The 24,684-nt window shown below is 65.6% G+C and carries 27 protein-coding genes and 1 pseudogene; 4 read left to right on the forward strand and 24 right to left on the reverse strand.

Annotated features, from left to right (window positions below):
- Positions 1-29 precede the first annotated feature (29 nt).
- The 21 genes from fabI to BM194_RS16180 form a co-directional block, all read right to left on the reverse strand.
- A complete protein-coding gene (gene fabI / locus BM194_RS16080) occupies positions 30-812 on the reverse strand; it encodes an enoyl-ACP reductase FabI (RefSeq protein WP_092848831.1) in 783 nt (260 codons plus the stop codon).
- Between the two features lie 17 nt (positions 813-829).
- Positions 830-2,083: an NAD(P)/FAD-dependent oxidoreductase gene (locus tag BM194_RS16085; protein WP_422730675.1), complete on the reverse strand. Its 1,254-nt coding sequence runs from the start codon at positions 2,081-2,083 to the stop codon at positions 830-832.
- A complete protein-coding gene (locus BM194_RS21160) occupies positions 2,049-2,249 on the reverse strand; it encodes a YHS domain-containing protein (RefSeq protein ID WP_035557733.1) in 201 nt (66 codons plus the stop codon). Before BM194_RS21160 ends, BM194_RS16085 begins: the two co-directional genes overlap by 35 nt.
- Before the next feature lie 54 nt (positions 2,250-2,303).
- A complete protein-coding gene (locus tag BM194_RS16095) occupies positions 2,304-3,086 on the reverse strand; it encodes an SDR family oxidoreductase (RefSeq protein WP_092848838.1) in 783 nt (260 codons plus the stop codon).
- A gap of 73 nt (positions 3,087-3,159) precedes the next feature.
- Positions 3,160-4,191: a zinc-dependent alcohol dehydrogenase family protein gene (locus BM194_RS16100; RefSeq protein WP_035557727.1), complete on the reverse strand. Its 1,032-nt coding sequence runs from the start codon at positions 4,189-4,191 to the stop codon at positions 3,160-3,162.
- A gap of 69 nt (positions 4,192-4,260) precedes the next feature.
- Positions 4,261-5,448, reverse strand: a complete 1,188-nt coding sequence (locus tag BM194_RS16105; RefSeq protein ID WP_023004657.1) for a thiolase family protein — start codon at positions 5,446-5,448, stop codon at positions 4,261-4,263.
- Between the two features lie 97 nt (positions 5,449-5,545).
- Complete coding sequence (locus BM194_RS16110) at positions 5,546-7,312, reverse strand: PHA/PHB synthase family protein (RefSeq protein ID WP_045812300.1); 1,767 nt, start codon at positions 7,310-7,312, stop codon at positions 5,546-5,548.
- Positions 7,312-8,331, reverse strand: coding sequence for a bifunctional enoyl-CoA hydratase/phosphate acetyltransferase (locus BM194_RS16115; RefSeq protein ID WP_204249010.1), 1,020 nt, complete (start codon positions 8,329-8,331; stop codon positions 7,312-7,314). The genes BM194_RS16110 and BM194_RS16115 overlap by 1 nt, the downstream gene beginning before the upstream one ends.
- Positions 8,328-9,530 carry an acetate/propionate family kinase gene (locus BM194_RS16120; protein WP_092848841.1) on the reverse strand — a complete coding sequence of 401 codons (1,203 nt, stop codon included), beginning with the start codon at positions 9,528-9,530 and terminating at the stop codon, positions 8,328-8,330. The genes BM194_RS16115 and BM194_RS16120 overlap by 4 nt, the downstream gene beginning before the upstream one ends.
- A 52-nt stretch (positions 9,531-9,582) precedes the next feature.
- On the reverse strand, positions 9,583-10,041 hold the full coding sequence (locus BM194_RS16125; RefSeq protein WP_045995010.1) for a hypothetical protein: 459 nt from the start codon (positions 10,039-10,041) through the stop codon (positions 9,583-9,585).
- Between the two features lie 66 nt (positions 10,042-10,107).
- Positions 10,108-11,901: a DUF3141 domain-containing protein gene (locus BM194_RS16130; RefSeq protein ID WP_218155410.1), complete on the reverse strand. Its 1,794-nt coding sequence runs from the start codon at positions 11,899-11,901 to the stop codon at positions 10,108-10,110.
- 19 nt (positions 11,902-11,920) lie between these two features.
- The gene (petA, locus tag BM194_RS16135) at positions 11,921-12,502 is read right to left on the reverse strand and encodes a ubiquinol-cytochrome c reductase iron-sulfur subunit (protein WP_035557715.1); all 582 of its coding nucleotides are present in this window, start codon (positions 12,500-12,502) and stop codon (positions 11,921-11,923) included.
- Complete coding sequence (gene nhaA / locus BM194_RS16140; RefSeq protein ID WP_244890991.1) at positions 12,499-13,704, reverse strand: Na+/H+ antiporter NhaA; 1,206 nt, start codon at positions 13,702-13,704, stop codon at positions 12,499-12,501. The genes petA and nhaA overlap by 4 nt, the downstream gene beginning before the upstream one ends.
- 25 nt (positions 13,705-13,729) lie before the next feature.
- Positions 13,730-14,389, reverse strand: a complete 660-nt coding sequence (locus BM194_RS16145) for a methyltransferase family protein (protein WP_092848845.1) — start codon at positions 14,387-14,389, stop codon at positions 13,730-13,732.
- Positions 14,382-14,642, reverse strand: a complete 261-nt coding sequence (locus BM194_RS16150; protein ID WP_092848848.1) for a DUF2933 domain-containing protein — start codon at positions 14,640-14,642, stop codon at positions 14,382-14,384. Before BM194_RS16150 ends, BM194_RS16145 begins: the two co-directional genes overlap by 8 nt.
- A 2-nt stretch (positions 14,643-14,644) precedes the next feature.
- Positions 14,645-17,053, reverse strand: a complete 2,409-nt coding sequence (locus BM194_RS16155) for a copper-transporting P-type ATPase (protein WP_177223444.1) — start codon at positions 17,051-17,053, stop codon at positions 14,645-14,647.
- A 100-nt stretch (positions 17,054-17,153) separates the two neighbouring features.
- A complete protein-coding gene (locus tag BM194_RS16160) occupies positions 17,154-17,408 on the reverse strand; it encodes an SHOCT domain-containing protein (RefSeq protein ID WP_082072699.1) in 255 nt (84 codons plus the stop codon).
- 177 nt (positions 17,409-17,585) lie between these two features.
- The gene (locus tag BM194_RS16165) at positions 17,586-18,257 is read right to left on the reverse strand and encodes a methyltransferase family protein (protein ID WP_035557707.1); all 672 of its coding nucleotides are present in this window, start codon (positions 18,255-18,257) and stop codon (positions 17,586-17,588) included.
- A 3-nt stretch (positions 18,258-18,260) separates the two neighbouring features.
- Positions 18,261-18,599 carry a DUF5676 family membrane protein gene (locus BM194_RS16170; protein ID WP_035557704.1) on the reverse strand — a complete coding sequence of 113 codons (339 nt, stop codon included), beginning with the start codon at positions 18,597-18,599 and terminating at the stop codon, positions 18,261-18,263.
- Positions 18,592-18,945 (reverse strand): YHS domain-containing protein, encoded by a 354-nt coding sequence (locus BM194_RS16175; RefSeq protein WP_035557701.1) that lies wholly within the window; start codon positions 18,943-18,945, stop codon positions 18,592-18,594. Before BM194_RS16175 ends, BM194_RS16170 begins: the two co-directional genes overlap by 8 nt.
- Before the next feature lie 374 nt (positions 18,946-19,319).
- On the reverse strand, positions 19,320-19,748 hold the full coding sequence (locus BM194_RS16180) for a hypothetical protein (protein WP_092848850.1): 429 nt from the start codon (positions 19,746-19,748) through the stop codon (positions 19,320-19,322).
- 100 nt (positions 19,749-19,848) lie between these two features.
- On the opposite strand from BM194_RS16180, the pseudogene BM194_RS20495 reads away from it, so the two are divergent.
- The 4 genes and pseudogenes from BM194_RS20495 to BM194_RS16195 form a co-directional block, all read left to right on the forward strand.
- Positions 19,849-19,947: pseudogene (locus BM194_RS20495) on the forward strand (prolipoprotein diacylglyceryl transferase family protein); the annotation flags it as partial.
- A 53-nt stretch (positions 19,948-20,000) separates the two neighbouring features.
- The gene (locus BM194_RS16185) at positions 20,001-20,642 is read left to right on the forward strand and encodes a LemA family protein (protein WP_244890992.1); all 642 of its coding nucleotides are present in this window, start codon (positions 20,001-20,003) and stop codon (positions 20,640-20,642) included.
- Positions 20,639-21,400 carry a TPM domain-containing protein gene (locus BM194_RS16190; RefSeq protein ID WP_092848853.1) on the forward strand — a complete coding sequence of 254 codons (762 nt, stop codon included), beginning with the start codon at positions 20,639-20,641 and terminating at the stop codon, positions 21,398-21,400. Before BM194_RS16185 ends, BM194_RS16190 begins: the two co-directional genes overlap by 4 nt.
- A 62-nt stretch (positions 21,401-21,462) precedes the next feature.
- A complete protein-coding gene (locus BM194_RS16195) occupies positions 21,463-22,080 on the forward strand; it encodes a TPM domain-containing protein (RefSeq protein ID WP_035557684.1) in 618 nt (205 codons plus the stop codon).
- A 134-nt stretch (positions 22,081-22,214) separates the two neighbouring features.
- On the opposite strand, the gene BM194_RS16200 is transcribed toward BM194_RS16195, so the two are convergent.
- From BM194_RS16200 to BM194_RS16210, 3 genes are all read right to left on the reverse strand, one after another.
- Entirely contained in the window at positions 22,215-22,937 is a 723-nt protein-coding gene (locus tag BM194_RS16200; RefSeq protein ID WP_035557681.1) for a cytochrome c biogenesis CcdA family protein, read from the reverse strand.
- 105 nt (positions 22,938-23,042) lie between these two features.
- A complete protein-coding gene (locus tag BM194_RS16205) occupies positions 23,043-24,122 on the reverse strand; it encodes a YncE family protein (RefSeq protein ID WP_092848856.1) in 1,080 nt (359 codons plus the stop codon).
- Positions 24,123-24,333: 211 nt separating this feature from the next.
- On the reverse strand, positions 24,334-24,672 hold the full coding sequence (locus BM194_RS16210; protein WP_035557675.1) for a hypothetical protein: 339 nt from the start codon (positions 24,670-24,672) through the stop codon (positions 24,334-24,336).
- Positions 24,673-24,684: the final 12 nt, after the last annotated feature.

Consider the following 24,684-nt stretch of genomic DNA (forward strand, 5'->3'; position numbering starts at 1 on the left):
CCTTGCTAGTTGCAGTGAAATGTCATGACTCAGTGAAAGACCATGCCGGCGACATGAAAGCCGCCATCGACGTGGAGCACCTCGCCGGTAATGCCGGTGGTATAGTCGCTGGCCAACATCAGCGCAGTGCGACCCACCTCATCGGCGTCCACGGTACGGCGCAGGGGAGCCCGCTTCGCGGACTCGTTGAGCAGCTCGTCGAAGTGCTCGATGCCGGAGGCCGCCCGGGTCCTGACCGCGCCGGCGGAAAGGGTATTGACACGGATGTTGCGGGGGCCCAGTTCGTGGGCCAGATAGCGCACCGAGGCCTCCAGCGCGGCCTTGACGGGCCCCATGACGTTATAGTGATCGACGACCTTCTCGGCACCGAAGTAGCTCAGCGTCATGAGGCTGCCGCCACGGTCCATCAAGGGTTCGGCCAACTGGGCCATGCGGATCAGGGAGTGACAGGAAATCACCATCGATTCGGCGAAGCCCTCGGCCGAGCAGTCCGTGAGTCGCCCGTGCAGTTCCTCCTTGCGGGCCCAGGCGATGGCGTGCAGGAGAAAGTCCAGCCGTCCCCAGCGCTGACGGATCGCCTCGAATACCGCCTCCAGTTGCCCCGGCACGGTGACATCGCAGGGCAGCAAGAGCCCGGCGTTCACCTCCCGGGCCAGTGGCTCGACATGGGGCCGCGCCTTGTCGTTGAGGTAGGTGAGCGCCAGCTCCGCGCCGGCATGGTGGAAATGCCGGGCGGCCGACCAGGCCAGGCTGTGTTCGTTGGCGGCCCCCACGATCAGGCCCTTGCGTCCTTTCATGTCGATGAGTTCCATGTTCGTCCTTCCTCTCTCTAGGATGTCGGTGGTCGGGTCTTCAGCTGTGGCTCGACAACCCCTGAGGTGACGTGGCGCTGGCACAGGCAGCGCACACAGGTGCAGGCGTCGTCGCAGCAGTCCGGGTCGTGCTGGGGTATGCGCCCGTGCCGTCGCGCGAATGGATACAGGATCCGGCCCAACAGGCTCGGGCTGTATAGCCTGGCGAGCATCGGGCGCGCATCCCCCACCGCCATCCGGCGAAACATGGCCCGTCGCCCTCGATCACCGGCCTTGGCGTACAGCAGTCGGTTGCCGATGCTCTGGCGGATGGCCGGCAGCAGCGAGTGCCGCCACAGCGAGTCGTAATCGCTACCCTCCAGCAGGCTGCGCGCGGCCAGGATGCCCGAGCGCAGGGCGTAACGCATGCCGAAGCCCGCGAGTGCGTCCTGAAAGCCCGCATGCTCACCCACCAGCAGGCGTCCCACGTGTTCGCCCCGGCAGGGCGGCCCATAGTTGCCGACCCCGCCGAAGGGGCGAGCGGTGCGCATGTCCAGCCCGGCATGCTCGGTAAAGAAGGCGATCGTGCGCGCCAGGAATTCGTCGTTGCGGGTGAACTCCCTGAACAGACAGGTGGCGACGGTCCCCCGCCCACCCTGCACCAGCAGGTAGGCATAGCCGTCCGGCGCCAGGCGGTCGCTGAAGCAGGCCCACTGGCCGTCCGGCATAGCGGTCTCGAACAGGTAGCCCACCGCCATGATGTTGGCGAGCACCGGCCCCGTGGCCACGACGGCGAGGCCGGGAGCGCTCTTGAGGGGAGAGGAGAGCCTTACCTCCACGCCGCTGGCCTGGGCCTGCTCGAGCAGCGCCTGATCCAGCGTGTCCGTCCCCGACCCGCGCCGGACCAGGTAGTACAATGGCTTCTCCGCACGAATCTCGTGGCGAGCGTCCCGGCCGTCGAAGGCCGTCACGTGCGAGATGGCATGATGCTCGAAGCTGGGTCGGATCCCCGCGCTCGCGAGTTCATCGAGCACATCGATGTCGTCACTCCAGCTCTCGAGCCCTTGGAAGTCACCGTGAAAGCGGGCGCCAACGCGACGGCGGCGCTCGTGCACGATCACGCGCTGCCCGGCGCGCGCCAGCACGATGGCGCAGGCCAACCCGGCGGGGCCCGCGCCGATCACGGTCACGGGCTCCCGGCGCGTGGGGACGGCGCAGACGGTCTGGGCCTGGATCACGGCTGAAGGGCCTCGACGTTCACCCACGTCTCGACCTATGCTGCCACTGCGCACGAGCGTACCGTTCGGGATCCGCCTCGAACTGTTCGCGGCAAGCCGCTGAACAGAAGTAATAGCGCTTTCCCCGGTATTCACTCCCCACGGCGGCAGTCTGGAAGCTGATCGCCATGCCACATACCGGATCCACGAAAGACTTCCGTTCCGCTTGTTCGTGTTTCATCGCTGTTTGCCCTTTTCATGATTCAGAACGGTGCATGCTGGCTGCGTCCCCCGTCTACAAACGCAGCCCACCATCCAACGCCAGGACCCGGCCATTGAAGTAGTCGTTTTCGAAGATGAACTGCGCCGCGTGAGCGACTTCCGCGGGGTCCCCCAGCCGTCCCACCGGGATCTGGGCCCGCAGCTTGTCGAGGACCTTGTCGGGCATCGCCTCGACCATGGCCGTGCGAAAGAACCCGGGAGCGATGGCGGCGACGCGGATGTTGTGGCGGGCGAGCTCCTTGGCCCAGGTGACGGTCATCGCATCCACCCCCGACTTGGCCGCCGAGTAGTTGGTCTGGCCGATATTGCCCGCACGGCTGATACTCGAAATATTAAGGATCAGCCCAGGGGATTGGCGGGTGGTGTCATCCGCCCGCATCTCGATCATCCGCGCCACCGCCTCCCGGGCGCACAGAAAGACGCCACGCATATCGATATGCGAGACTGCGTCCCAGTCCGCCAATGACATCTTCTTGACGACATGGCCATCCTTGGCCTTGACCAGCAGGCCATCCTGGGTGATGCCGGCGTTGTTGATCACCCCGTCCAGCGCGCCGAAATCATTCGCCAGCGCCTGGAAACAGGCTTCCACATGGGTTTCCTCGGTAATATCCACGGGATAGTACCGGCTTCGCACTCCCGCTTGCTCGCAAGCGGCGTGGGTCTGTTGCAGGCCGTCCTCATCCCTGTCCAGCAGAGCGGTCCGCGCGCCATATTGCGCCAGGCGTACCGCCATGGCGCGGCCAAGCCCTTGGGCGGCGCCGGTGATCGCGATCGTCTTGCCGTTCAACTCCATGCTTGAGCTCCTTGATTGACAGGATCGATATCGGTGACCTCGAGGTGACCGCCATTCGCGGTGCGGGTGAGCATCACTCGGCGGTCAGCAGCATCTTGATGGCCTGCTCCTTCGCCGCCTGGGAAAACACGTCGTAGGCTTTCTCGATGTCGTCAAGCTTGAAGCGGTGGGTCACCAAACCCGCGGGCTCGACGCCACCGGCCTCGACGATGCGCATCAGCACCGGAGTCGTGTTGGTGTTCACTAGGCCGGTACGCACCGTGACATTCTTGATCCACAGATCCTGTAGGCGGAACTCGACGCTCTTGCCGTGTACGCCGATGTTGGCGATATGCCCCCCCGGGCGCACGATGCGCTGGCAGATATCGAAGGTCTCGGGAATGCCTACCGCCTCCATGGCCACGTCCACGCCTTCGCCACCGGTCAGCTTGTCGATGGCTTCAAGTGGGTCCCGGGCAATGGTGTCGGTGGCACCCAATTGGCGGGCCATGGCCAGTCGGTTCTCGTCGGGGTCGATCATGATAATCCGTGCGGGAGAATAGAAACGTGAGGTCATCAGGGCCGCCAGACCGATGGGGCCGGCGCCGACGATGGCCACCGTGTCGCCGAGCCCCACCTCGCCGTTCAGGGCGCCGATCTCATGACCGGTAGGCAGAATGTCGCTGAGCATTACCGCCGCGGCGCGGTCCATGTCCTTGGGTAAACGGTGCAGGCTGTTGTCCGCGTGCGGGATACGCACGTACTCGGCCTGGGTGCCGTCGATCAGGTGACCGAGGATCCAGCCGCCGTCGCGGCAGTGGGCATAGAGACCCCGCTTGCAATAGTCGCAGCGGCCACACGAGGTGATGCAGGAAATCAGCACCTCATCGCCGACCTGAATATGGCTCACGCCGTCGCCGACCTCCTCGACGACGCCGACGCCCTCGTGGCCGAGGATACGACCATCCTCCACGGCGGGTACGTCGCCCTTGAGGATGTGCAGGTCGGTGCCGCAGATGGTGGTATGGGTAATGCGCACCACCGCATCCGTGGGCTTGGTGATGCCTGGGCGCGGTTTGTCCTCCCAGCGACGCTGGCCAGGACCATGATAGACGAGTGCTTTCATGATGTTGCCTCCTTGAGTGGCGCGGCTCGGCACTTTCATAGCGAGCCGCGCGTACGGGTTGATTCGCGGTTACGCTAGGCGCTCCAGCGCCAGCGCCACCCCCTGGCCGCCACCGATGCACAAGGTGACCACGCCGCGGCGCACGTCGTCCCGGGCCATGGCGTGCAGCAGCCGGGTGGTCAGCACCGCCCCGGTGGCGCCGATGGGATGGCCATGGGCGATCGCGCCGCCTTCCACATTGACGATGTCCTCGGCCAGCCCGAGCTCCCCGATCAGGGCAAGGACGATGGCCGCGAAGGCCTCGTTGATCTCGATGCGCTCGACATCACCCATGCGCCAGCCGGCGCGTGCTAGTGCCTGTTGCACCGCCGGCACCGGGCCGAGGCCGAAGTAGCCGGGCTCGACGGCGCCGACGCCGTAGCTCACCAGACGCGCCATGGGCGCGAGGCCCTGGCGTTCCGCCCAGGCGCGATCGGCGACGATCATCGCCGCCGCGCCCGTGTTCAGCCCGGGGGCGTTGCCGGCGGTGATGGTGCCCTCCTTGCGGAAGGCCGGCCTGAGTTTGCCGAGGCCCTCGGCGGTGGCGTCGGGGCGGTTGTGCTCATCGCGCCCGAAGGCCACCGTGCCCTTGCGGGAGTTGACTTCGACCGGCACGATCTCGGCGTCGAAGCGTCCTGCCGCCTGCGCCTCGCCGAAGCGCTGCTGGCTGCGCGCCGCCCATCGGTCCTGATCCTCGCGGCTGATGCCGAAGCGGCTGACCAGATCCTCGGTGTGCCACCCCGAGTGCTGATCGGAGAAGGCATCATTGAGCCCGTCGCGCAGCATGCTGTCGTAGATTTCGGCATTGCCCATGCGATGGCCCCAGCGTCCGGCGAGATCCAGGTAGGGCGCGAGGTCCATATTCTCCATTCCGCCGGCGATGGCACAGTCGAGATGCCCGAGCATCACCTCCTGGGCGGCGCTGGCCACGGCTTGGGCGCCGGAGCCGCAGACCCGGTTGACCGTCATCGCCGGCACCGACACCGGCAAGCCGGCATGGATCGCGGCCTGGCGCGCCGGGTTCATCTTGGCGCCGGCCTGGACCACCTGACCCAGCACCACGCTCTGCACGTCCTCGGGGGCCAAGCCCGAGCGGCGCAGGCTCTCGGCGATGGCGGTGGCGCCGAGCTCGGGTGCCGGCGTGGCCTTGAGTGTGCCGCCGTAGGTGCCGATGGCCGTGCGCACCGGGGCGCAGAGAACGACGTTGGATTCCTTCATGATTGCTCACCTCGCTGACTATGACATTGGCCGCGCCCTTCGGCACGGCTGCTCTGGGGCCATCGATGGCAGCGGCCCCCTTCCCCGCAGGACGGGCTCATTTCTCCAGGACATAACGTCCTGGCGCTTCGTCCAGCGCCGGATAGCCTTGGGTCTCCCCCGGCTCCCGGGCGGGCACGCGCTGGGTGCTGTGATCGGTCAGCCAGCCCTGCCAGCAGGGCCACCAGGAGCCGTCATGATGCGCGGCAGAGGCCTGCCAGCCATCCGGATCCATGAAGGGGTCCTCAGGCTGGATGGTCGAGATCTGGTGGAAGCGGTGTGAATCGCCGGGCGGGTTGACGATACCGGCGTTGTGTCCACCGCTGGAGAGTACGAAGGTGACGTCCGCCGGCGTCAGCCACTGAACCTTGTAGACGGAGCGCCAGGGGGCGACATGATCCTTGAGCGTGCTGACGGCGAACACGGGGATCTCGATGTCGGTCAGCGATACGGGCCGTTCGTCCACCCGGTAGCGCCCACCGGCGAGATCGTTGTCGAGGAACAGCCACCGGAGGTACTCGCTGTGCATGCGTGCCGGCATGCGGGTGCCGTCGGCGTTCCAGGCCATCAGGTCGAACATGGGCGGACGCTCGCCGGCCAGATAACTGCGCACCATCTTCGACCAGATCAGGTCCTGGGAACGCAGCAACTGGAAGGCGCCCGCCATCTGGCGCGTATCCAGATAGCCCCTGACCGCCATGAGGTCCTCGAGGAAGCGTACCTGGTCCTCGTCGATGAACAGCATCAGCTCGCCGGCCTCGCTGAAGTCGGTCTGCGCGGCGAGCAGCGTCAGGCTGGCCAGGCGAGTGTCACAGTCCCGCCCCATGGCGGCCGCGGCGATCGACAGCAGCGTCCCGCCCAGGCAATAGCCCACGCCGTGGACGCGCTGCTCCGGGCAGATGGCCGTGACCGCGTCGAGGGCCGCCATGACCCCCAGCCGGCGGTAGTCGGCCATGCCCAGGTCTCGCTCGTCGCTGCCCGGGTTCTTCCAGGAGACGACGAACACCGTATGGCCCTGGGCCACCAGGTAGCGGATCAGGGAGTTCTCCGGGGAGAGGTCGAGGATGTAGTACTTCATGATCCAGGCCGGCACGATCAGCACCGGTTCGGCATGGACCTCCTGGGTGGTGGGCGCGTACTGGATCAGCTCGATGAGCCGGTTGCGGTAGACCACCTTGCCAGGCGTCACCGCCACGTCTCGGCCGACCCGATACGCTTCGACCCCCACCGGCCCTTCGCCGGCCTGGCGTCGCTGCCAGTCCTCCAGCAGATTGGAGGCACCACGGGCCAGGTTGGCGCCACCCTCGCGCCGCGTCTGCTCCTGCAGTTCGGGGTTGGTGGCGAGGAAGTTTGACGGCGACCAGATGTCGAGCATCTGCCGCGCGCCGAAATTCACCATCGCCTCATGGTGGCGCGAGACGCCCGGTACGCCGGTGGTGGCCACATGCCACCACTGCTGCTGCAGCAGGAAGCCCTGATAGAGCATGTTGAAGGGCCAGCGCTGCCAGGCCTCGTCGCGAAAGCGTTTGTCCTGGGGCAGCGGCTCGATGCAGGGCTCACACGGCGCCTGGCCGGCGCGCTCGCAGTAGCTGCCGAAACGTTGCCACTTGCGCAGGGCCTTGCCGACGAGTTCCGTCTGCTTGTCCGGTGACAGCAGCAGGTGTTGCGCCCAGTCCCACCAGGCCTGCTGGACGGCGGTCGGTGACAGCCCCCCTGTGAAGAGGCTCATCATGGCGTGCAGGCGCGCGTCGGTGGTCGTCGCCGGTGGGCTCGCTGTCGTCCCGTCGATGGTGGCTCGGGTGGTGGTTCGGGTCGTGGTGTCCATCAGCGCACCTCCCTGGGGCAGCAGGCCGACTCGGGTTGCGGGGAACAGCAGAAGGTGGATTCCGCTTCGTCAGGGGAGGGCACGGGCAGGCGGATCCCCGCGCGGTACATCAGCGCCGCCACGGCCAGTCCGGCCAGGCGCGCCTCGGGCGGGTCGGCCCGGGAACTCAGTACCGCCGGCACCGTCAGCCCCATGACCACCCCGGCCGCCGTGGCGCCGGCATGGTACTCGAGGTTCTTGGCCAACACGTTGCCTGACACCAGATCCGGCATGAGCAGGATGTCGGCCTTCCCCGCCACCGGGGAGTCGATGCCCTTTTCGCGCGCGGCCCGTTCCGAGATGGCGTTGTCGAAGGCCAGTGGCCCGTCGACCTCGGCGCCGGCAATCTGGCCGCGGCGGGCCATCAGGGTCAGGCAGGCCGCATCCAGGGTAGAGACGATGGCCGGATTGACCGTTTCCACGGCGGAAATGACCGCGGCATGTGGCCGCTCGAGCCCGATCATGTGCATCAGCTCGATGGCGTTCTGGAGAATCTGCGCCTTGGCATTGAGGTCGGGGGTAATGTTCACGGCCGCATCGGTCACGGCCAGCAGGCGTGGGCAGTCGGGCACGTCCACCAAAAAGACGTGGCTCACTCGCCGGCCGGGCTGTCGCAGGCCATTGCCCAGCAGGGCATGCATGAAGGTATCGGTGTGGAGGTGCCCTTTCATCAGCGCATCCGCGCGTCCGGCCTGCACGAGCTCCACCCCGATGCGGGCGGCCTCCACATCCGAATCGGCCTCGATCATCGCTTGTGGATCGAGGTCCCACCCGATCGCCGCGGCGGCCTCGACGACCTCGGCGGGGCGGCCGATGAGCACCGGCTCGGCGATGCGTCGCCTCGCCGCCTCGCGAAGCGTCTCCAGCACCGCCGCCTGGGCCGCATTGACCACGGCGACGCGGATCGGGTCACCGCCACCGGCCTGCTGAATCAGGTCATCGAGCGTCGCAAGGGCCACTGGCGTTGCCATCTGGGTCATGTCACCTCCTGGGTGTTGGTTAATGTGCGCTGCACGTGCCGGGCGATCATCCGTTCTTCATCGGTGGCCACGGCCTCTACCCGGACCGGGCCCTCGTCGGCGGAAATCACCGGCCCGAGCGTGCGGTTGCGTCCTTCCTCCAGTGTGATGCCGAGATACCCCATTCCTGCGCAGATCTGTGCCCGGATCGCCGGTGAGTTCGCGCCGATGCCGCCGGTGAAGATCAGCCGGTCCAGCCCGCCGAGCGCGGCGCTCAGGGCACCGATGAAGTGGCGGGCACGATGGCAGAAGAAGTCGACGGCTTGCGTGGCCTCCGGCGTGTCCTCGCGGTGCGTCAGGAGTTCCCGCATGTCGGCACTCACCCCGGAAAGCCCCAGCAGCCCCGAGCGTCGATAGAGAAGTTCCTCGATCTCTGCGGCATCGAGCCCGTCATGACCGGCCAAATAGAGCAGGATACCGGGGTCCAGATCGCCGCTGCGGGTACCCATGGGCATGCCGCCCAAGGCGCTGAAGCCCATCGTGGTCTCGACGCTGCGCCCGTGGCGGATCGCCGCCATCGACGCCCCGTTGCCCAGGTGTGCGACGATCAGTCGTTCGTCGAGCGCTGCGGGGCCGTGGCGCCGTCTCAGGTCGTCGACGATGAACTCGTAGGAGAGGCCGTGGAAACCGTAGCGACGCACCCCTTGGGCCGCGTATTCCCGGGGCAGGCCGGTGTGCCGGGCGACCGCGGGCAGGCCGTGATGAAACGCCGTGTCAAAGCAGGCGAGTTGGGGCACGTCGGGGAACTGCGTGCGCATGGCGGTGATGCCGGCCAGGTTGTGTGGCAGGTGCAGCGGAGCCAGTGGCACCAGAGCGTGAAGCCGGTCCAGCAGGGAGGCATCGATCCTTTGGGGGCAGTCGCAATCGGGGCCACCATGGACCACCCTGTGCCCGATGCCGACGAGGTCCAGTCGGCTTGTCTGCTGTTGAAGAAGGGTGTCGACCTTCTCGATGGCGGTGGCATGATCAGCCAGTCGCGCGGGGTGGTCGTCAACCGTTCCCTGTGCACTCGACATCTGGAGCCGGCCTTGTGACGTGCCGATCCCACTGGCCGATCCCCAAACCAGCCGTGCGAGCCCTTCCGTCAGACCGAATACGGCAAACTTCAGGCTGGATGACCCGCAGTTGACCACCAGAATGGCCGATCGGCGGCTTGGCATCGTCGAGTCCTCCTTCTCCGGGGGCGAAAGGTGATCCCTGTTCAGCGCCTGGCTACAGGTCTCGGGCTCGGTTGATCTGTTGGGACAGACGCATCGCCTCGTGTTCCTCCAGCTTCAAGAGCTCGCGAACGAGATCCCGAGCCTCGGGGATGTCGGCGCGTCCTTCCAGGTAGCGGTATAGCGCGATGACCTGATCGTGCAGCGAGAAGACTTCCCGGCTGATGTCTTCGAAGCCCATCTCGGCATAGGGCAAATTGCACGCCTGATGGGGTTTGATGGGCGCATGCGATAGATAGTCGTAAACCCACGTGTGCAGGGCCTTGGGGTCGGCCTGCTTCTCGAAGCTGGCCACGGTGTGCTCCAGGACCGCCTCGTGATCGGCGAGGTACTCCAGCAGCGATTTGGCCCGTGCCTCCTCCTGCTGGGTGGCACAGTGCCTGAAGCATTCGGCCAACTGGGCATGCAGCTGGCGAGTCCAGTCGATCAGGTCATGAAAGGTCTCGATCTTCATTTATTGCTCTCCATTAGTGGGTTGCTCTATAGGTATTGGCTGTAAACCGGGTTGGCTTCGACTGGGTCACTCGTTCTCGCTCCACCATCCCCCGCCGTAGAGGCTGTGAAACCCCATCTCGTACACGCTGTCGCGGGTCGTGCCGGCCAGCTCCAGCGTCGAGGCGATAGAGTCGCTCACCAGCGTCTCCCATTGCCGATAGGGGGTGTCACTATCGACCGGCGCCGGCGCGGTCTCCACCATCTCGGCCAGCCACTTCACTCCGGTCATCCAGGGGGAGAAGCGTTCCGAGAACATCAGCCGGCTGGTCCGCGCCGGATGCAGTTGTCGCAGCGCCTCGGCGGACCAGGGGGTGGTGTAAAACCGCACCCAGGGCCCGACGAAGGTCTCGTAGAGGGCCACATTGTGCTCGGAGAGCGCTCGCACCCGATCGAAGGCCGGGGCCTGGTCGGGATAGTCCAGGTCCTCCACGCGGCGCTCCTCGAAGCGCACCTGGAACTGGGGCTTGTGACAGTCGGGGTCGCCGGTGGGATTGTCGATGCGCATCTCGTAGAGGCCAGGGGCCAGGTCATTCAGCTCGCCGACGCTCTCGAGGATCGCTCGGTGCTCGAGGCGCGCCACCTTGGAGGAGACGAAGATGCCCAGATGCCCGACGTGGGGATTGAGCAGGTAGACGATGCGCTGGTCGGCGGCCTTGAGTGCCGCGGTATCGGGGTAGACCGCGGGGATCCAGTTGAGCGCCTGATGGGGCGGGGTGATGTTGTCACCGCTGGAGGCGAAGATCACCAGGGGGTTGCGGATGCGCTTGAGATCGACGGTGCAGCCCGGGCAGACCTGCAGCTCCCCGCGTTCGAGCCGGTTGCCGACGAAGAGGTTCTCGACGATGGCGGTGATCTCTTCCTTGCTCAGGCTATAGAACCCCGTCCACCAGCGCTCGAAGTCGAGGAAGCGCTCGCGCTGGCCGTCGATGTCGGCGAACAACCGATAGTCCTTCTGCCACAGGGTATTGGCCGGCTTGAGGGATTCGAAGTTGGCGGCCAGGTGGGCGCCATCGAAGCGGCCATCGCCCAGGTCCGCCGCCAGGTGCGTCAGCCAGGCGCCGCCCAGCAGCCCACCGGCCAGCCGCATGGGATTGACGCCGGATTCACCCGACCAGTAGGAGAGCGGCGAGCCGTTGAGCACCGCCGGCCCCACCAAGCCCTCGCAGTCGGCGGAGAGCAGGGCGATGGCCCAGCCCGCCTGGCAGTTGCCGTAGAGCACCGGCGGCTTGCCGGGATGGCGCTCGGCCAGCGTCTCGACGAAGCGCCGCAGGACGTGCAGCACGTCCTCCAGGGTCTGGCCGGGGACGGGCTCGGGGAAGAAGATCACGAAGTAGACCGGGTGCCCCTCATGCAGTGCCATGCCGACCTCGGAGTCGCGCTTGAAGCCGCCGATGCCTGGGCCGTGGCCGGCACGCGGGTCGACGATCATCACCGGCGGCCTAGTCTCGTCGAGGCAGTCCTCCAGGCAGTCATCCCCCACGCGGGTGATGCGCAGCAGGGCATAGTTGGCGGGGCGCGCTAGTCGACGGCCATCCACGAGCATCTCGTAATCGAAGTCGAGCAGTGGCGGCTTGCCCGCCTGCTCATGCTCGAGCATGTTGTCCGCGCGCTCACGCAGGGTATCCAGGTAGCGCAGGCCGCGCCGCCACAGGTCGGTCTGGTAGGCGAGCAGTTCCGTCGCCGGGTGGCTCGGGAGGAGGCCCTCTTCGGGCTCGGGTACGGTCATCGGGGCGGCCATCTCTGGTGGGGCGGTGGGTTGGCGCTTGCGCGGGGCTTTACGCGCCGCGGGGGCCTTGGTGGTCGATGTCTTGGCGGTCATGGTGGATTACCTCTCGGTGTCAGGATGTCGTGGGCTTCGGGTCGACGCCGATCTCGACCCGGGACTCGGACAGGAAGCGGTACGGCGGAACCTCCAGGTTGGTCGGCGCCGGCACCGCCTTGTACACGCGGCCGGCGAAGTCGAACTTGGAACCGTGGCAGGGGCAGAAGTAGCCGCCCGGCCAGTCGTCGCCGACCGAGCCTGGCTCCGGTCGAAACAGGGGCACGCAGCCGAGGTGGGTACAGATGGCGATGACCACCAGATACTCCTCCTCGAGCGAGCGCAGTGGCCCGGTGATATAGGTCGGCTGCTGTGATTCCACCTCGGCGAGGGGATCGCGGAGCCGGTCGGAGTCGGTCAGTGTCGCCAGGCGCTCGAGGATCGCCGGGGTGCGGCGCAAGACCCAGACGGGCTTGCCGCGCCATTCCACGGTCAGCTGCTGCCCCGGCTCCAGCTTGTCGACGTCGACCTCGATGGGGGCGCCGGCGGCCCTGGCGCGCGCACTGGGCTGCCAGGAGGCAATGAACGGCACCGCCGTGAAGGCCGCCCCGACGCCGCCGACCACCACCGTCGCGCCGACGAGAAAGCGTCTGCGTTTCATGACAACCTCCCAGGATCGATAGTCGAATCCTCCGCCGGTGGTGCAGACTGCCGGGGCAGCGTCGCCGCCAGCACCGCAGCGCCGACCAGCGCCGCGACGGCTGAGGCGAGTAACACGCCCTGGCGGGCCGCGGTCAGGGCCGCCGGGGTATCGAAGGCGAGCCCGGCGATGAACAGGCTCATGGTGAACCCGATACCCGCCAGCACGGCCACCCCGTAGAGGTGGCGCCACCGAACGCCCGCGGGCAGCCGCGCGAGGCGCAGCCGGATCGCCAGCCAGGCGAAGGTGAACACCCCCAACTGCTTGCCCAGCAAGAGACCGAGAGTCACCCCGAGGAAGACGTTGCCGAAGCCCTCGCCTCCTGCTCTCACCGCGATCCCCGCGTTGAAGAAGGCGAACACGGGCACGACGCCGAAGGTGACCCAGCGCCTCAGATCATGGTAGGTGCGATCGAGTGGGGAGCCTTCCCGGTGGCCATCCCGCGTCCTGGCGGGAATGGCCAAAGCGATCACGACCCCGGCCAGGGTCGCGTGAACCCCGGACTTGAGTACCGCGACCCACATCACCAGCCCCAGCAGCACGTAGGGCAGGGCGCGCATGACCCGAAAGCGATTGAGGAGTACGAGGCCGGCGAGGGCGGCACCGGCGATGAGCAGTGCCTCCCCGGCGAGGCGCTCGGTATAGAACAGCGCGATGATCACGATGGCACCGAGATCGTCGAAGACCGCCAGGGCCATCAGGAACACCCGCAATGCCGGGGGCACGCGCTCGCCGAATAGCGACAGCACCGCCAGGGCCAGCACGATGTCGGTGGCGGTGGGCACGGCCCAGCCGTGGGCGGCGATCCCCGCGGTGCCGTTGACGATCAGGTAGACCAGCGCCGGCAGCAGCATGCCACCGGTCGCCGCGATCGCCGGCAATGCCACCTGCCGGGCCGAGCCCAGCAGACCACCGAGCATCTCGCGCTTGAGTTCGACGCCCATCAGCAGGAAGAAGAACACCATCAGCCCGTCGTTGATCCACAGGATCAACGGCTTGTCGATGCCCAGGGTGCCGACCTGCAGCGACACGGGGGTATGGTGCACCAGTTGGTAGAAGTCACGCAGTGGCGAGTTGGCGAGTATTAGCGCCACGAGCATGGCGCCGACGGTGACCAGCCCCGCCGCCCGTTCTTCCTTGCCCTGTTGCGCCAACGTCGTCACGGTGGATAATCTCCTGAAGGTCGACCTAGGCGCGCCAATCGCTCGTACGCGCTGTCCGCCACTGGGGAATGAATCGTGGCGTGTGTGTCGCATAGGCTTGCCACGCCTCACCGAACCGACGCGCTACCTCGCGCTCTTCGTGGATCGCCAGTCGTGAGTACATCCACACCAATACCGGGAACATGACCAGGGTCAGCAGGGTGGGCCACTGCAGCAGGAAGCCGGTCATCACCAGCACGAAGCCGGCGTACTGCGGATGCCGGACATGGGCATAGAGTCCGGTGGTGGCCAGTTCTCCCCGCCGCTGGGCGGCATAGAGCACCCGCCAGCCGGCGGCGATGAGCCAGAAACCCGCGACGATGAATACCATGCTCAGGAGGTGGAACGGCCCGAAATGCGGGTTGGCCTGCCAGCCGAAGAGCATCTCCAGTAGGTGGCCCGAGTCGTGGGCGAACCAGTCCACCTCCGGGTAGCGCGACTGCAGCCAACCGGAGAGGAAGTAGAGGGTCAGCGGGAAGCCGTACATCTCGGTGAACAGCGCCACCAGGAAGGCGCTGAAGGCCCCGAGCGAGCGCCAGTCCCGGCGCGTCTGTGGCTTGAAGAAGCTGAAGGCGAAGAAGATGAAGATCGCCGAGTTGAGGATGACCAGGCTCCACAGGCCATAGGACGGTATCTCGCTACTCATCGCGATCCTCCTTGTGCGGTGCCTGATGGTCGCCATTCGTTCCGTGGCCGCCGTGTCCACCATGCCCGCCGTGCATGAACACATGCATCAGCAGACAAGCACCCAGCAGGATCACCCAGGGCAGGGCACCGAGCAGATGCACTCGGTGCTCCTCCCAGAGCAGGAAGACCACGGCCGCCAGGGAGAGCCCCACGACGATCCAGAAGCGAAGCTTCCCTGGTTGCCGGTCTAACCAGCGCTGGTCGTTGGCCATGCTCAGATCCTCACCCGGCGCAGGCGCAGCGAGTTCAAGACCACCGATAGCGAGGAGGCGCTCATCGCGAAGGCGGCGAAGATCGGCCCGATCAGGATGCCGAGGAAGGGATAGAGGATCCCGGCGGCGATCGGCACGCCGGCCCCGTTGTAGATCAGCGCGAAGAACAGGTTCTGCTTGATATTGCGCATGGTGGCCAGCGACAGCTTGCGGGCGCGTACGATGCCGTCGAGGTTGCCCTTGACCAGCGTGAAGCCGGCGCTTTCGATCGCCACGTCGGCGCCGGTGCCCATGGCGATGCCCACATCGGCCTGGGCCAGGGCGGGAGCGTCGTTCACCCCGTCGCCCGCCATGGCCACCTTGCGGCCTTGTTCCTGCAATTCGCGGATGATGCGGGCCTTGTCCTCGGGCAGCACGTCGGCGCGGATCTCGTCGATACCCAGTCGCCCGGCCACCGCCTTGGCCGTCCGCTCGTTGTCGCCGGTGGCCATGATGATGCGAAAGCCAAGTTTGTGCAGCGCCTTCAGGGCCTCGGGGGTGGTCTCCTTCACCGGGTCGGCGACGCTGACCAGGCCGGCGATCTGGCCATCGAGCACGACGAACATCACCGTTTCGCCTTCATCGCGGCGGGCGTTCGCGGTCTCGGAGATCCGGCCGCCATCGAGGCCCAGTTCGGCCATCAGCTTGGCGTTGCCGAGGGCCACCGACTGGCCGTCCACGACCCCCTTGACGCCCATGCCGGTCACGGCTTCGAAATCGGTGGCATCGGCGAGGGATACGCCGCGCTCCTCGGCGCCGGCGACGATGGCCTCGGCCAGTGGGTGTTCCGAGCCACGTTCGAGGCTGGCCGCCAGGCGCAATACCTCGGCCTCGTCATGCCCTTCCTCGGGCAGCACCGCCACCAGCTTCGGCTTGCCTTCGGTCAGGGTGCCGGTCTTGTCGACCATCAGCGTATCGACCTTGGCGAAGCCTTCCAGCGCCTCGGCATTCTTGATCAGTACGCCGGCCTGCGCGCCGCGTCCGGTGGCCGTCATGATCGACATCGGCGTGGCCAGCCCCAGTGCACAGGGGCAGGCGATGATCAGCACCGCCACCGCCGAGACCAGCGCATAGGACAGCGCCGGCGCCGGCCCCCAGATCGCCCAGGCGATGAAGGAGAGGATGGCGACGCCGATCACCGCGGGCACGAACTTGCCCGCCACCTTGTCGGCGAATTTCTGGATCGGTGCGCGGCTGCGCTGGGCGGCAGCCACCATCTCGACGATCTGGCTGAGCATGGTGTCGGCGCCGATGCGGGTGGCCTCCATGACCAGGCTGCCGGTGCCGTTGATCGTGGCCCCGGTGACCTTGTCGTCTTTGACCTTTTCCACCGGCACCGGCTCGCCCGAGATCATCGACTCGTCGATCGAGGAGCGGCCCTCGACCACCACGCCGTCCACCGGCACCTTGTCGCCGGGGCGCACCCGCAGGTGGTCGCCCACCTGCACGTCTTCCAGCGCGACCTCTTCTTCGCTGCCGTCGGGCCGGATCACCCGCGCGGTCTTGGCGGCCATGTCCATCAGCGCGCGGATCGCCTTGCCGGTGCCTTCACGGGCGCGCAACTCCATCACCTGACCCAGCAGTACCAGGGTGACGATCACCGCCGCGGCCTCGAAATAGACGCCGACGGTGCCGTCTTCCCGGCGAAAGCCGTCGGGGAAGACGCCCGGCACCAGCACCGCCACGATGCTGAACAGATAGGCCGCGCCGACCCCCATGCCGATCAGGCTGAACATGTTGAGGTTCATGGTGCGGAAGGAGTTGTAGCCGCGCACGAAGAACGGCCAGCCCGACCACAGGATCACCGGCGTGCTGAGCACCAGCTCGATCCACATCGCGTTGCGTTCACCGAAGAAGTCGCGAATGGCCCCGAGGCCCAGGTAGGGGCTCATCGTCAGAATCAGGACCGGAAGCGTGAGCACGGCCGCGACCCAGAAGCGTCGGGTAAAATCGACCAGCTCGGGATTCGGCCCTTCATCGCCGACCGCCGCCGATTCCAGCTCCAGACCCATACCGCACAGGGGGCAGGCACCGGGAGTGGTTTGGCGCACCTCGGGGTGCATCGGGCAGGTGTAGACGGCGCCGGCATGCCCGGCCGGCACCTTGTCGTACTTGCCGCCGTGGGCCGGCGCGGAGGCCCCATGACCATGCCCGTCATGCGTCTGCGAGTCGTCGCTTCCCACGGGCACGAGGTGCATGCCGCACTTGGGGCAGTCACCCGGCTGGTCGGAGACGACCTCCGGGTGCATCGGGCAGGTGTATTGGGCGCCACCCTGGCTGCCGGCGGCGTGTTGGTCCGTATCGCCGCTGCCTCGTGTCGGTGCCTCGTGCGAGGAGTGCCCGTGACAATGGTCGTGTTGGTGTTGCGTCATGGAATCGTCTCCGTCGCTTCCGCGTCTTGATTCAACCTCGTGGCCCTATCTCGATAGGGTCGAAACTAATAGTGCCGTATCCAATAATCAGGAGGTGCGATCAAAGCAGAAGATCGCGCTTGCGTTGCTCGTACTCCTCGCGGTCGATTTCTCCCCGGGCGTAGCGTTCTTGAAGAAGGTCCAGGGCCGTTGGCCGCCGTTGAGAAAATGGCTCGCCCCGGCCTCGGGTCAGGCCACGCACCAGGAGAACGGCCAAGGCAATGACGGCGCCCCAGAACAACACCATCATGACCCCGCCGAAGAGCATATGTCCCCAGCCGTAACTCCCCATATACGCCGTCATGTCGTCCCACATGGTCGGATCTCCTTTCAAGTTGAATCATCCTGATATCAGGCTAAAACCTGTGGGAGACCCAAGGGTCAAGATAATATGAGGTGAAAGCATGCGGCTCTTGATCCCGGTCAACGTTCGGCATCTTCAGTGGGATGAAATCAACGCCGCCCGCGTGTGTTGATGTGTGAATCCAGGATGTCAGTGAACCCCCGGCTCATCGTGAGTATTGCGTGAGCTACCCGCTAGCTTCCGCCACTGTCCCCAGCGAGGAATGAACATCGGCACCCGCCGCTGGTAGGCGCGATAGGCGTCACCGAACCAGGCCAGCATCTGCCGTTCCTCGCGGTGGGCCAGCCAGGTATAGGCAAGCACGATCACTGGAAACAGGCCGATCGAGAATAGTGTCGGCCAATGCACCACACCTTCGCCGAACAAGGCGATGAACAAGCCGGTGTATTGGGGATGCCGTACCAGGGAATAGAGTCCGCCGGTCACCAGGTGGTTCTCGCGCCGTGCCTTGTAGACTTGCCGCCAGCCTTGGATAAAGATCCCGATGCCGGTAAACGCGAGCCCGTAGCCAAGCAGCATGGAGACAAGCATGCCGGTTTCTCCCAGCCCCACCAGCGTCGACCAGAGGCTGGCGCTGACATACTCGCTATCCAGACCGAAGAAACGCACCAACAGATAGATAGTGAGCGGAAAGCCATACATCTCGGCGTAAAGCGCGATGATAAAGGCCTGCACCGCGCCGGCACCGGTCCATTCGCGCCAGTTCTTCGGTGCGAAATAGCGATAGAAGAACCAGGACACCAAGACGATGACGATCAGCGCGAGGCCCCAGGCGCCGGTATGGTTGAGGGATTCGTTCATGGCCTACGCTCCGCTGCGCCGGTTGAGGCGTGTGACAAAGAAGTTGTAGAGCGGGCCGAAGACCAGGGCCACGTACCAGCCGTAGCCGAAGCTTTCAGCCAGGCCCAGGAAGAAGCTTGGCCAACTCAACCAGGTGAAGCCAGGCAGCAGGCGCAGCCAGCTCTCATACATCGCCCGGTCGGGAAACAGCAGGCCGAAGCCGACGCACAGGATGAAGGTCACGGCCAGAAACAGCCCCAGGCTCATACCCAGTGCGATCACCGGGATCCGCGGCACGGCTTGAACCGGCAAGCGGGTTCCGTAATGCGGCTTGGCTGTCGGCGGAACATCGGCATCAGGCATGTTCATTCTCCGGCTGGGCGGGCGGGCTCATGGCTTCAGCGGCGAGATATTGCTCGGGCGCGGCCTCGAAGCGTTCTCGGCAGTCACGTGAGCAGAAGTAATAGACATGGCCCTCGTGGACGCTCGACTTGGCCTTTTCGGTGCTGACGGTCTTGCCACAGACGGGATCGACGTCCTCGGCTGGCGGAATCCAGCGCAGGCTCTCGGTGGTCGCCTGCCTCTCTGATGCCCCCTCGCCATGCTTGGCCTTGCCACGACCATGACCCATCACGTGAGCACCGCAGCCGAAGCGCATCATCAGAAAGATGATTCCCGCCCAGAGCATGAAATATACGAGCTCGTTCATGGACTCTCTCCTGCTATTTCATTATCGGGACCCGTGTCATATCGGCCGCCTTCTTCGTTATGCCGAGAAGCTGTCCAGAGAAAGGCTAGAGCCTATGTGTGACACAATGGTCAAGGCCGGAGTCGCTGCCCTACGCCTCTCGGTTTCGCGGAGTGTCTCAAAGCATACGCAACGAAACTGAATTGACGCTGAAAAGCGAAGCACCCCGACGCCTGGCAGTGGTTTATAGCTCGAGATGCTGATAAGTCTGGTGGGAAGAGTCTCTGCACGCACAGCGGCCACTCCGGCAGTCGCCTGGTTCGATACGAGGGCGGGCACGAGTTATCTCCCCGCGTATCCGTCTGGAGTCGTGGGGCTGGGGAAATGGGGATGACTTAGACTCTGAAGCGTTGGCTCAACAGGTAGACTGCAACCGGAGAAGGGGCGGGAAGGGCACGTGGCGTGCCGCTGGCGGTGACAACCCGGGGCGCTATGGTCGGGGCAGCCATGCTCAAGGGAAGAAGCTTGCACTCGAGGTCCTGGCGTTCCAGGCGCAACAGGGCACTGCCGGCATGGCGAGCGCCATGGCCATGGTGGCAGCGCGGCCGAGGGTGTTCCGTGTCGATGCGTTCGGCGCTCGAGTGCGTGTCCGAGAGAAACTCGACGCCAACCTGGCCAAACGCGGTCGAGGAAGGCACAGGCGCCGCCGTGGCGGCACTGAAGAGAAGCACCAGCACCATGCCCAGCAGGATGCCCATCCCAAGGCGCGGCCAGGCGACGTCAGGCCGCGTGGAATGCTTGGGAAAGAGGGCATGCCTGGCCATGTTGCAGGGCTCCTGTGGCAGGTTATGTCCCCACCATATAGCCCAGAACCGGATCCTGTCGATTGATCCAGATCAAGTCAGATGGCGCTGCAAACCTCGGTTGCAGTATCCTCAGATCGATCCGGTTGCCATCGCCATCGGGCCGGTGCAGATTCACTGGTATGGCCTGATGTACGTTGTCGGCTTCGTGGCGGCATGGCATCGCTTCCTTCGCATCAAGCTGAGCTGTACCTTGGACCTCATCGATTCGCAATGACAGGGATGACTGACCCCATGCTGACGAGATACACCACGCTTCCCGACCCTCGCGTCTGGCGGTTTGTCCTTGTGCTGATCATGGCGATGCTGTTGACGGGTTGCGGCGTCAACAACATCCCCACCTATGACGAACAGGTGAAGTCGGCCTGGGCGCAGGTGGAGAACCAGTACCAGCGACGCGCGGACCTGGTGCCCAACCTGGTCGAGACGGTCGAGGGCTTTGCCCGCCAGGAGCAGGAGACCCTGACCGCCGTGGTGGAGGCGCGGGCCAAGGCCACGTCCATCCAGATCGACGCCGAGTCGCTCGACGACCCGGAAAAGCTGCGCCAGTTCGAGCAGGCCCAGCAGCAACTCACCGGGGCACTGAGCCGCTTGATGGCGGTGTCCGAGCGCTATCCCGACCTGAAGTCGAATCAGAACTTCCTGGCCCTGCAGTCCCAGCTGGAGGGTACGGAAAACCGCATCGCCGTGGCGCGGCGCGACTTCATCACCGCGGTCGAGCGCTACAACACCGAGATCCGCACCTTCCCCGGGCGGTTGTGGCACAGCATCCTCTACAGCGACATGCCGCTGCGCGAGACCTTCGAAGCCACGACCGAGAACGCGGACCAGGCCCCCCAGGTGGAGTTTGAATGAGCGATCTTCTGCGCATCCCGCTATTGGCGCTGCTGCTGTCGGGGGGCCTCGGCCTTCAGGCACAAGGCCTCCAGGCCCAGGAGCTTGAGGAACAGGAACTCGACTTTCCCGAATTGACCGGTCGTGTGGTGGACCAGGCCGGGCTGCTGGATCCGGCCACCGAATCACGCCTGAGCGAGAGGCTCGCGGCCCACGAAGAAGCCACCACCGAGCAACTGGTGGTGGCCACCCTGCCGGACCTGCAGGGCGTCACCATCGAGGAGTATGGCTATCAGCTGGGGCGCCACTGGGGCATCGGCCAGCAAGAGGAGGACAACGGCGCCCTGCTGATCGTCGCGCCGAAGGAGCGCAAGGTGCGCATCGAGGTCGGCTATGGCCTCGAGGGTCGACTGACCGACGCCCAGTCCTCGGTGATCATCAACCAGACCCTGACGCCGGCCTTCCGTGAGGGCGACTACGCCCGCGGCATCACCGAGGGCGTGGAGGCGATGATCCAGGTGCTGGGTGGCGAGCCCATGGACACCAGTGCCACCGCCAGCGCCCCGGCTCGGGAACAGGGACCTGAAGGACCGGCATCGATTCTCTTCTTCGTGATGTTCGTCATCGTCATGACGCTGGTACGGGGCGGTCGCGGCGGCCTGCTGGCCGGCATGTTGCTGGGCGGTGCGCTCGGCGGCAGGTCGCGCGGCGGCGGCGGGGGCGGCTTCGGCGGTGGCGGCGGCGGCTTCGGTGGCGGCGGCGCTTCCGGCGGCTGGTAAGCCAGCCTTCCCGCCGGTGGCGACACCGACATGACAATCAGGATTCGGAGATCACAACCCCCATGGCCTTACTGAGTGAAAACGAGCAACGCCAGGTAGCCGAGGCGATTCATCGGGTCGAACGCGACACCGATGCCGAGCTGGTCACCGTGCTGGCTCCGCGAGCGGACAACTATGCCTATATCCCGCTGCTCTGGGCCGGCCTGCTGGCCCTGGTGGTACCGGGTGCGGTCAATTACTTTCCCGGCTGGTTGACGGCCTACGAGCTGACGCTGGTGCAGTGGGCGACCTTCATCGTGCTGGGACTGGTGTTTCGCATCCCCGCCATCACCACCCGGCTGATCCCGCGATCGGTTCGTCATTGGCGGGCGGCCAACCTCGCCCGGCGGCAGTTCCTGGAACAGGAGCTGCACCACACCGAGGGGGGAACGGGGATGCTGATTTTCGTCTCCGAAGCCGAGCGGTATGTGGAAATCCTGGTTGACCGGGGCATCTCGGCACGTATCAGCGACGAGACCTGGCAATCCATCGTGGCGGCGTTCACCCAGCAGGTGAAGGCAGGTGAGACCCTGCGGGGTTTCCTGGCGTGCATCGAGGCATGCGGCGAACATCTCAAGGAGCAGGTACCAGCCACCCACGAGCGCAACGAACTGCCCAATCATCTGATCGTGCTGGATTGACCCTCATCTGCCCATGCACCGGGGCATGACGAGTGCTTCTCCCCGGCAGAGGTGCCGCCGTCTGACACGGAACACGTGGGGCGATACGTTGAGAAGTCGCAGGAGACTCGACGGTTGGATGTCGATCAACGCCCTCAGCCGATTGTGGCCAGGGCCGGAAACCAGTCCACCAGGATGCTGGAGAGCCGGGTGAGCGTCCCGGAGACGATCAGCAACCCCATGAGGATAAGGATCACTCCGGCGACTGGTCGGGCATAGGCACTCCACTTACCGAGGCGGCCCCGGTAGTGGCTGAACCTGTTGAGCAGCAGGGTGCTGGCCAGGAAGGGCAGGGCCAGGCCCAGGGAGTAGGTCGCCAGGTAGAGCATGCCGGCCTGGGCATTGGCGGTGGTCGAGGTGGCCATCAGGATCGCCCCCAGGATCGGGCCGATGCAGGGCGTCCAGCCGATGGCGAAGGAGATGCCGAAGAAGGTCGCCGCCATGGGAGAGCCCCCTCTCAGCTCGGGCGACCACTGAAAGCTGCGCTGCAGGACGGGCAGCCGGAACACGCCCGTCATGAATAGGCCGAGCACGATGACGATGCTGCCGGTGATCCAGTTGAGCTCCTGGCGATAACCACGCAGCAGCTGGCCGATGCTGGTGACCCCCAGGCCCATCAGGATGAAGACCACGCTGAAGCCGAAGACGAAGAAGGTGCTGAGCAGCAACGCCTCGAAGCGCCGATCCGCCTTGCCGGCACTGCCGCCGGTGACCACCGACAGATAGGCGGGCAGCAAGGGCAGGGTGCAGGGCGAGAAGAACGACAGCAGCCCGCCGAAGAGGGCGCCGATCAGGCCGATGGAGGAGAGCGTTTCCACAGAGCTTCTACCTGGGTGAAATGAAGGGAATGGCTATCGGCCGGCGATCGTCAGGGTCGCCGGCCTAGGTGCGGAAGCAGACTTCGCGGTCACCAACTCATTGGTTCACCTGGAAGGCGATGCCCCGAGAGATATCTGGTGACCGATGCCCCCCAGCTCCACGGTCTGCAACACCTCGAGGGTGTCCGGGGCGATGATCCACAGGTGGGGTTCGGCGCGGCTGGTGACCAGCACCCGCCCATCGGTGGGCGAAACGGCGAGATGGTAGGGGGCCGGTGCCAGCTCGGCGGCATGCCGTGTGCCCTCCTCGAGGGAGATCCTGACGAGGCGGTTGTCGCCCTGACTCGTCGCATAGAGCGTCTGGCCATCCGGACTCAGGTCGATGCCGTGAGGCGCCGTGCCGATCTCATAATCCTCCGCCACACTGCCTGTCGTCAGATCCACCGCCAGGACGCGGCCCCCGGCATGATCGTTGACGTAGAGGGATTTACCGTCCTTCGAGAGCACCATGTGTTCCGGGTTCCCGCCGACGCGCATGTTGCGCCGCACGAACCAGTGCTGAGGATCCACCTCGCTGATGGTGCCGTTACCGGCGTTGCTGACCAGTATGCTACCCCCCTCCTCGTGCTGAACCAGGTAGTTCGGATTCGGCCCCGTGGCCAGGGAGGCGATGACCTGGCCGCTATCCAGCGACACCATGCTGATGCCTCCGCCCGTGGGGTGGGTCGAGACGGCATGACGCCCGTCTCGCGTGACCAGCACATGATGCACGGCCCCTGGCACTTCCAGGGTTCTGACGATGCGGCTCGTGGCCGTGTCGACGACGTAGAGCAGGCCGGTACTCGCTTCCTCCGGGGAGGTCGTTGCGCCATCGCCATGATGGGCCGCGTGCTCGTCTTCCGTCACCCCCTCGGGACGAACGATCTCGCGACCGGCATCCTGCGGGGAAAGGCTCCCCACGATGAGGTGTCGTCCGTCAGGAGTGAGGGCGGAGCCGTGCGTATTGATCGTATCGGTCACGGTCGATATCACCTCCTGACGCTCCAGGTCGATGATACCCACGGCATCTGCCGTCCCCATCGGCACGAAGGCCCGGTCGCTCGCCGCCAGGGCGGTCGTTGAGGCTGCGAGGGCGATGCCGGCCATGAGACTAGCCAGCCAAGAACTGTGCAGAGAGTTCTTCATGAGAGACATGTCCTAAGTATTGAGGCCCCTGTGGGGCGTGGGCGACCGTCAGCAGACGGTCGGGGCTATGGAAAACGTCGATGAGATCGACATCGATCAATAGCCATCGACAGACCTCGTGGTCAGATCCTCATTTGGCTCGAGCGCAGGGAGTGTCGTATCACCGATACCGAGCCGAACGACATGGCTGCGGCGGCGATGAAGAGAGCAGTCAATGGCAACTCCATGGCTCCTTGCTGGCATTGTCCTTGATGTTCTGGTCGACGAACCGGTAGTGGTCTTCCTTGAAGCGCGTCCACCAGCCATGGCTGATCTCGATGGCGTGCCAGGCGAGGATCGCCTCGATATGGTCGATGCACAGCCGCGTCGCATCATAGGCCATACTGAGCTTGTGCTTCTCGGTGTCATAGGTGACTCGCTCGAGCCCGTATAGCCCATCGATCTCGTCCATGGCGACGCGTAACTCATCCTGATCGCAGGGCTCGAGCTTCAGCTTGCGAGTCACTAGATTGACCTCGGAGACGCCGAGGCGGTGTTCGTTCTTTGACATACGAAACTCTCC

Origin of the sequence: Modicisalibacter xianhensis, from assembly GCF_900113605.1 — a bacterium.
GTDB lineage: Bacteria > Pseudomonadota > Gammaproteobacteria > Pseudomonadales > Halomonadaceae > Modicisalibacter > Modicisalibacter xianhensis.

Excerpts from the sequence above, each read along its gene's own strand:
- fabI (WP_092848831.1), bottom strand. The coding sequence starts at position 812 with ATGGAACTCATCGACATGAAAGGACGCAAGGGCCTGATCGTGGGGGCC.
- BM194_RS21160 (WP_035557733.1), bottom strand. The coding sequence starts at position 2,249 with ATGAAACACGAACAAGCGGAACGGAAGTCTTTCGTGGATCCGGTATGT.
- BM194_RS16095 (WP_092848838.1), bottom strand. The coding sequence starts at position 3,086 with ATGGAGTTGAACGGCAAGACGATCGCGATCACCGGCGCCGCCCAAGGG.
- BM194_RS16100 (WP_035557727.1), bottom strand. The coding sequence starts at position 4,191 with ATGAAAGCACTCGTCTATCATGGTCCTGGCCAGCGTCGCTGGGAGGAC.
- BM194_RS16105 (WP_023004657.1), bottom strand. The coding sequence starts at position 5,448 with ATGAAGGAATCCAACGTCGTTCTCTGCGCCCCGGTGCGCACGGCCATC.
- BM194_RS16110 (WP_045812300.1), bottom strand. The coding sequence starts at position 7,312 with ATGGACACCACGACCCGAACCACCACCCGAGCCACCATCGACGGGACG.
- BM194_RS16115 (WP_204249010.1), bottom strand. The coding sequence starts at position 8,331 with ATGACCCAGATGGCAACGCCAGTGGCCCTTGCGACGCTCGATGACCTG.
- BM194_RS16120 (WP_092848841.1), bottom strand. The coding sequence starts at position 9,530 with ATGCCAAGCCGCCGATCGGCCATTCTGGTGGTCAACTGCGGGTCATCC.
- BM194_RS16125 (WP_045995010.1), bottom strand. The coding sequence starts at position 10,041 with ATGAAGATCGAGACCTTTCATGACCTGATCGACTGGACTCGCCAGCTG.
- BM194_RS16130 (WP_218155410.1), bottom strand. The coding sequence starts at position 11,901 with ATGACCGCCAAGACATCGACCACCAAGGCCCCCGCGGCGCGTAAAGCC.
- petA (WP_035557715.1), bottom strand. The coding sequence starts at position 12,502 with ATGAAACGCAGACGCTTTCTCGTCGGCGCGACGGTGGTGGTCGGCGGC.
- BM194_RS16145 (WP_092848845.1), bottom strand. The coding sequence starts at position 14,389 with ATGAGTAGCGAGATACCGTCCTATGGCCTGTGGAGCCTGGTCATCCTC.
- BM194_RS16150 (WP_092848848.1), bottom strand. The coding sequence starts at position 14,642 with ATGGCCAACGACCAGCGCTGGTTAGACCGGCAACCAGGGAAGCTTCGC.
- BM194_RS16155 (WP_177223444.1), bottom strand. The coding sequence starts at position 17,053 with ATGACGCAACACCAACACGACCATTGTCACGGGCACTCCTCGCACGAG.
- BM194_RS16160 (WP_082072699.1), bottom strand. The coding sequence starts at position 17,408 with ATGTGGGACGACATGACGGCGTATATGGGGAGTTACGGCTGGGGACAT.
- BM194_RS16165 (WP_035557707.1), bottom strand. The coding sequence starts at position 18,257 with ATGAACGAATCCCTCAACCATACCGGCGCCTGGGGCCTCGCGCTGATC.
- BM194_RS16170 (WP_035557704.1), bottom strand. The coding sequence starts at position 18,599 with ATGCCTGATGCCGATGTTCCGCCGACAGCCAAGCCGCATTACGGAACC.
- BM194_RS16175 (WP_035557701.1), bottom strand. The coding sequence starts at position 18,945 with ATGAACGAGCTCGTATATTTCATGCTCTGGGCGGGAATCATCTTTCTG.
- BM194_RS16180 (WP_092848850.1), bottom strand. The coding sequence starts at position 19,748 with ATGGCCAGGCATGCCCTCTTTCCCAAGCATTCCACGCGGCCTGACGTC.
- BM194_RS16185 (WP_244890992.1), top strand. The coding sequence starts at position 20,001 with ATGACAGGGATGACTGACCCCATGCTGACGAGATACACCACGCTTCCC.
- BM194_RS16190 (WP_092848853.1), top strand. The coding sequence starts at position 20,639 with ATGAGCGATCTTCTGCGCATCCCGCTATTGGCGCTGCTGCTGTCGGGG.
- BM194_RS16195 (WP_035557684.1), top strand. The coding sequence starts at position 21,463 with ATGGCCTTACTGAGTGAAAACGAGCAACGCCAGGTAGCCGAGGCGATT.
- BM194_RS16205 (WP_092848856.1), bottom strand. The coding sequence starts at position 24,122 with ATGAAGAACTCTCTGCACAGTTCTTGGCTGGCTAGTCTCATGGCCGGC.
- BM194_RS16210 (WP_035557675.1), bottom strand. The coding sequence starts at position 24,672 with ATGTCAAAGAACGAACACCGCCTCGGCGTCTCCGAGGTCAATCTAGTG.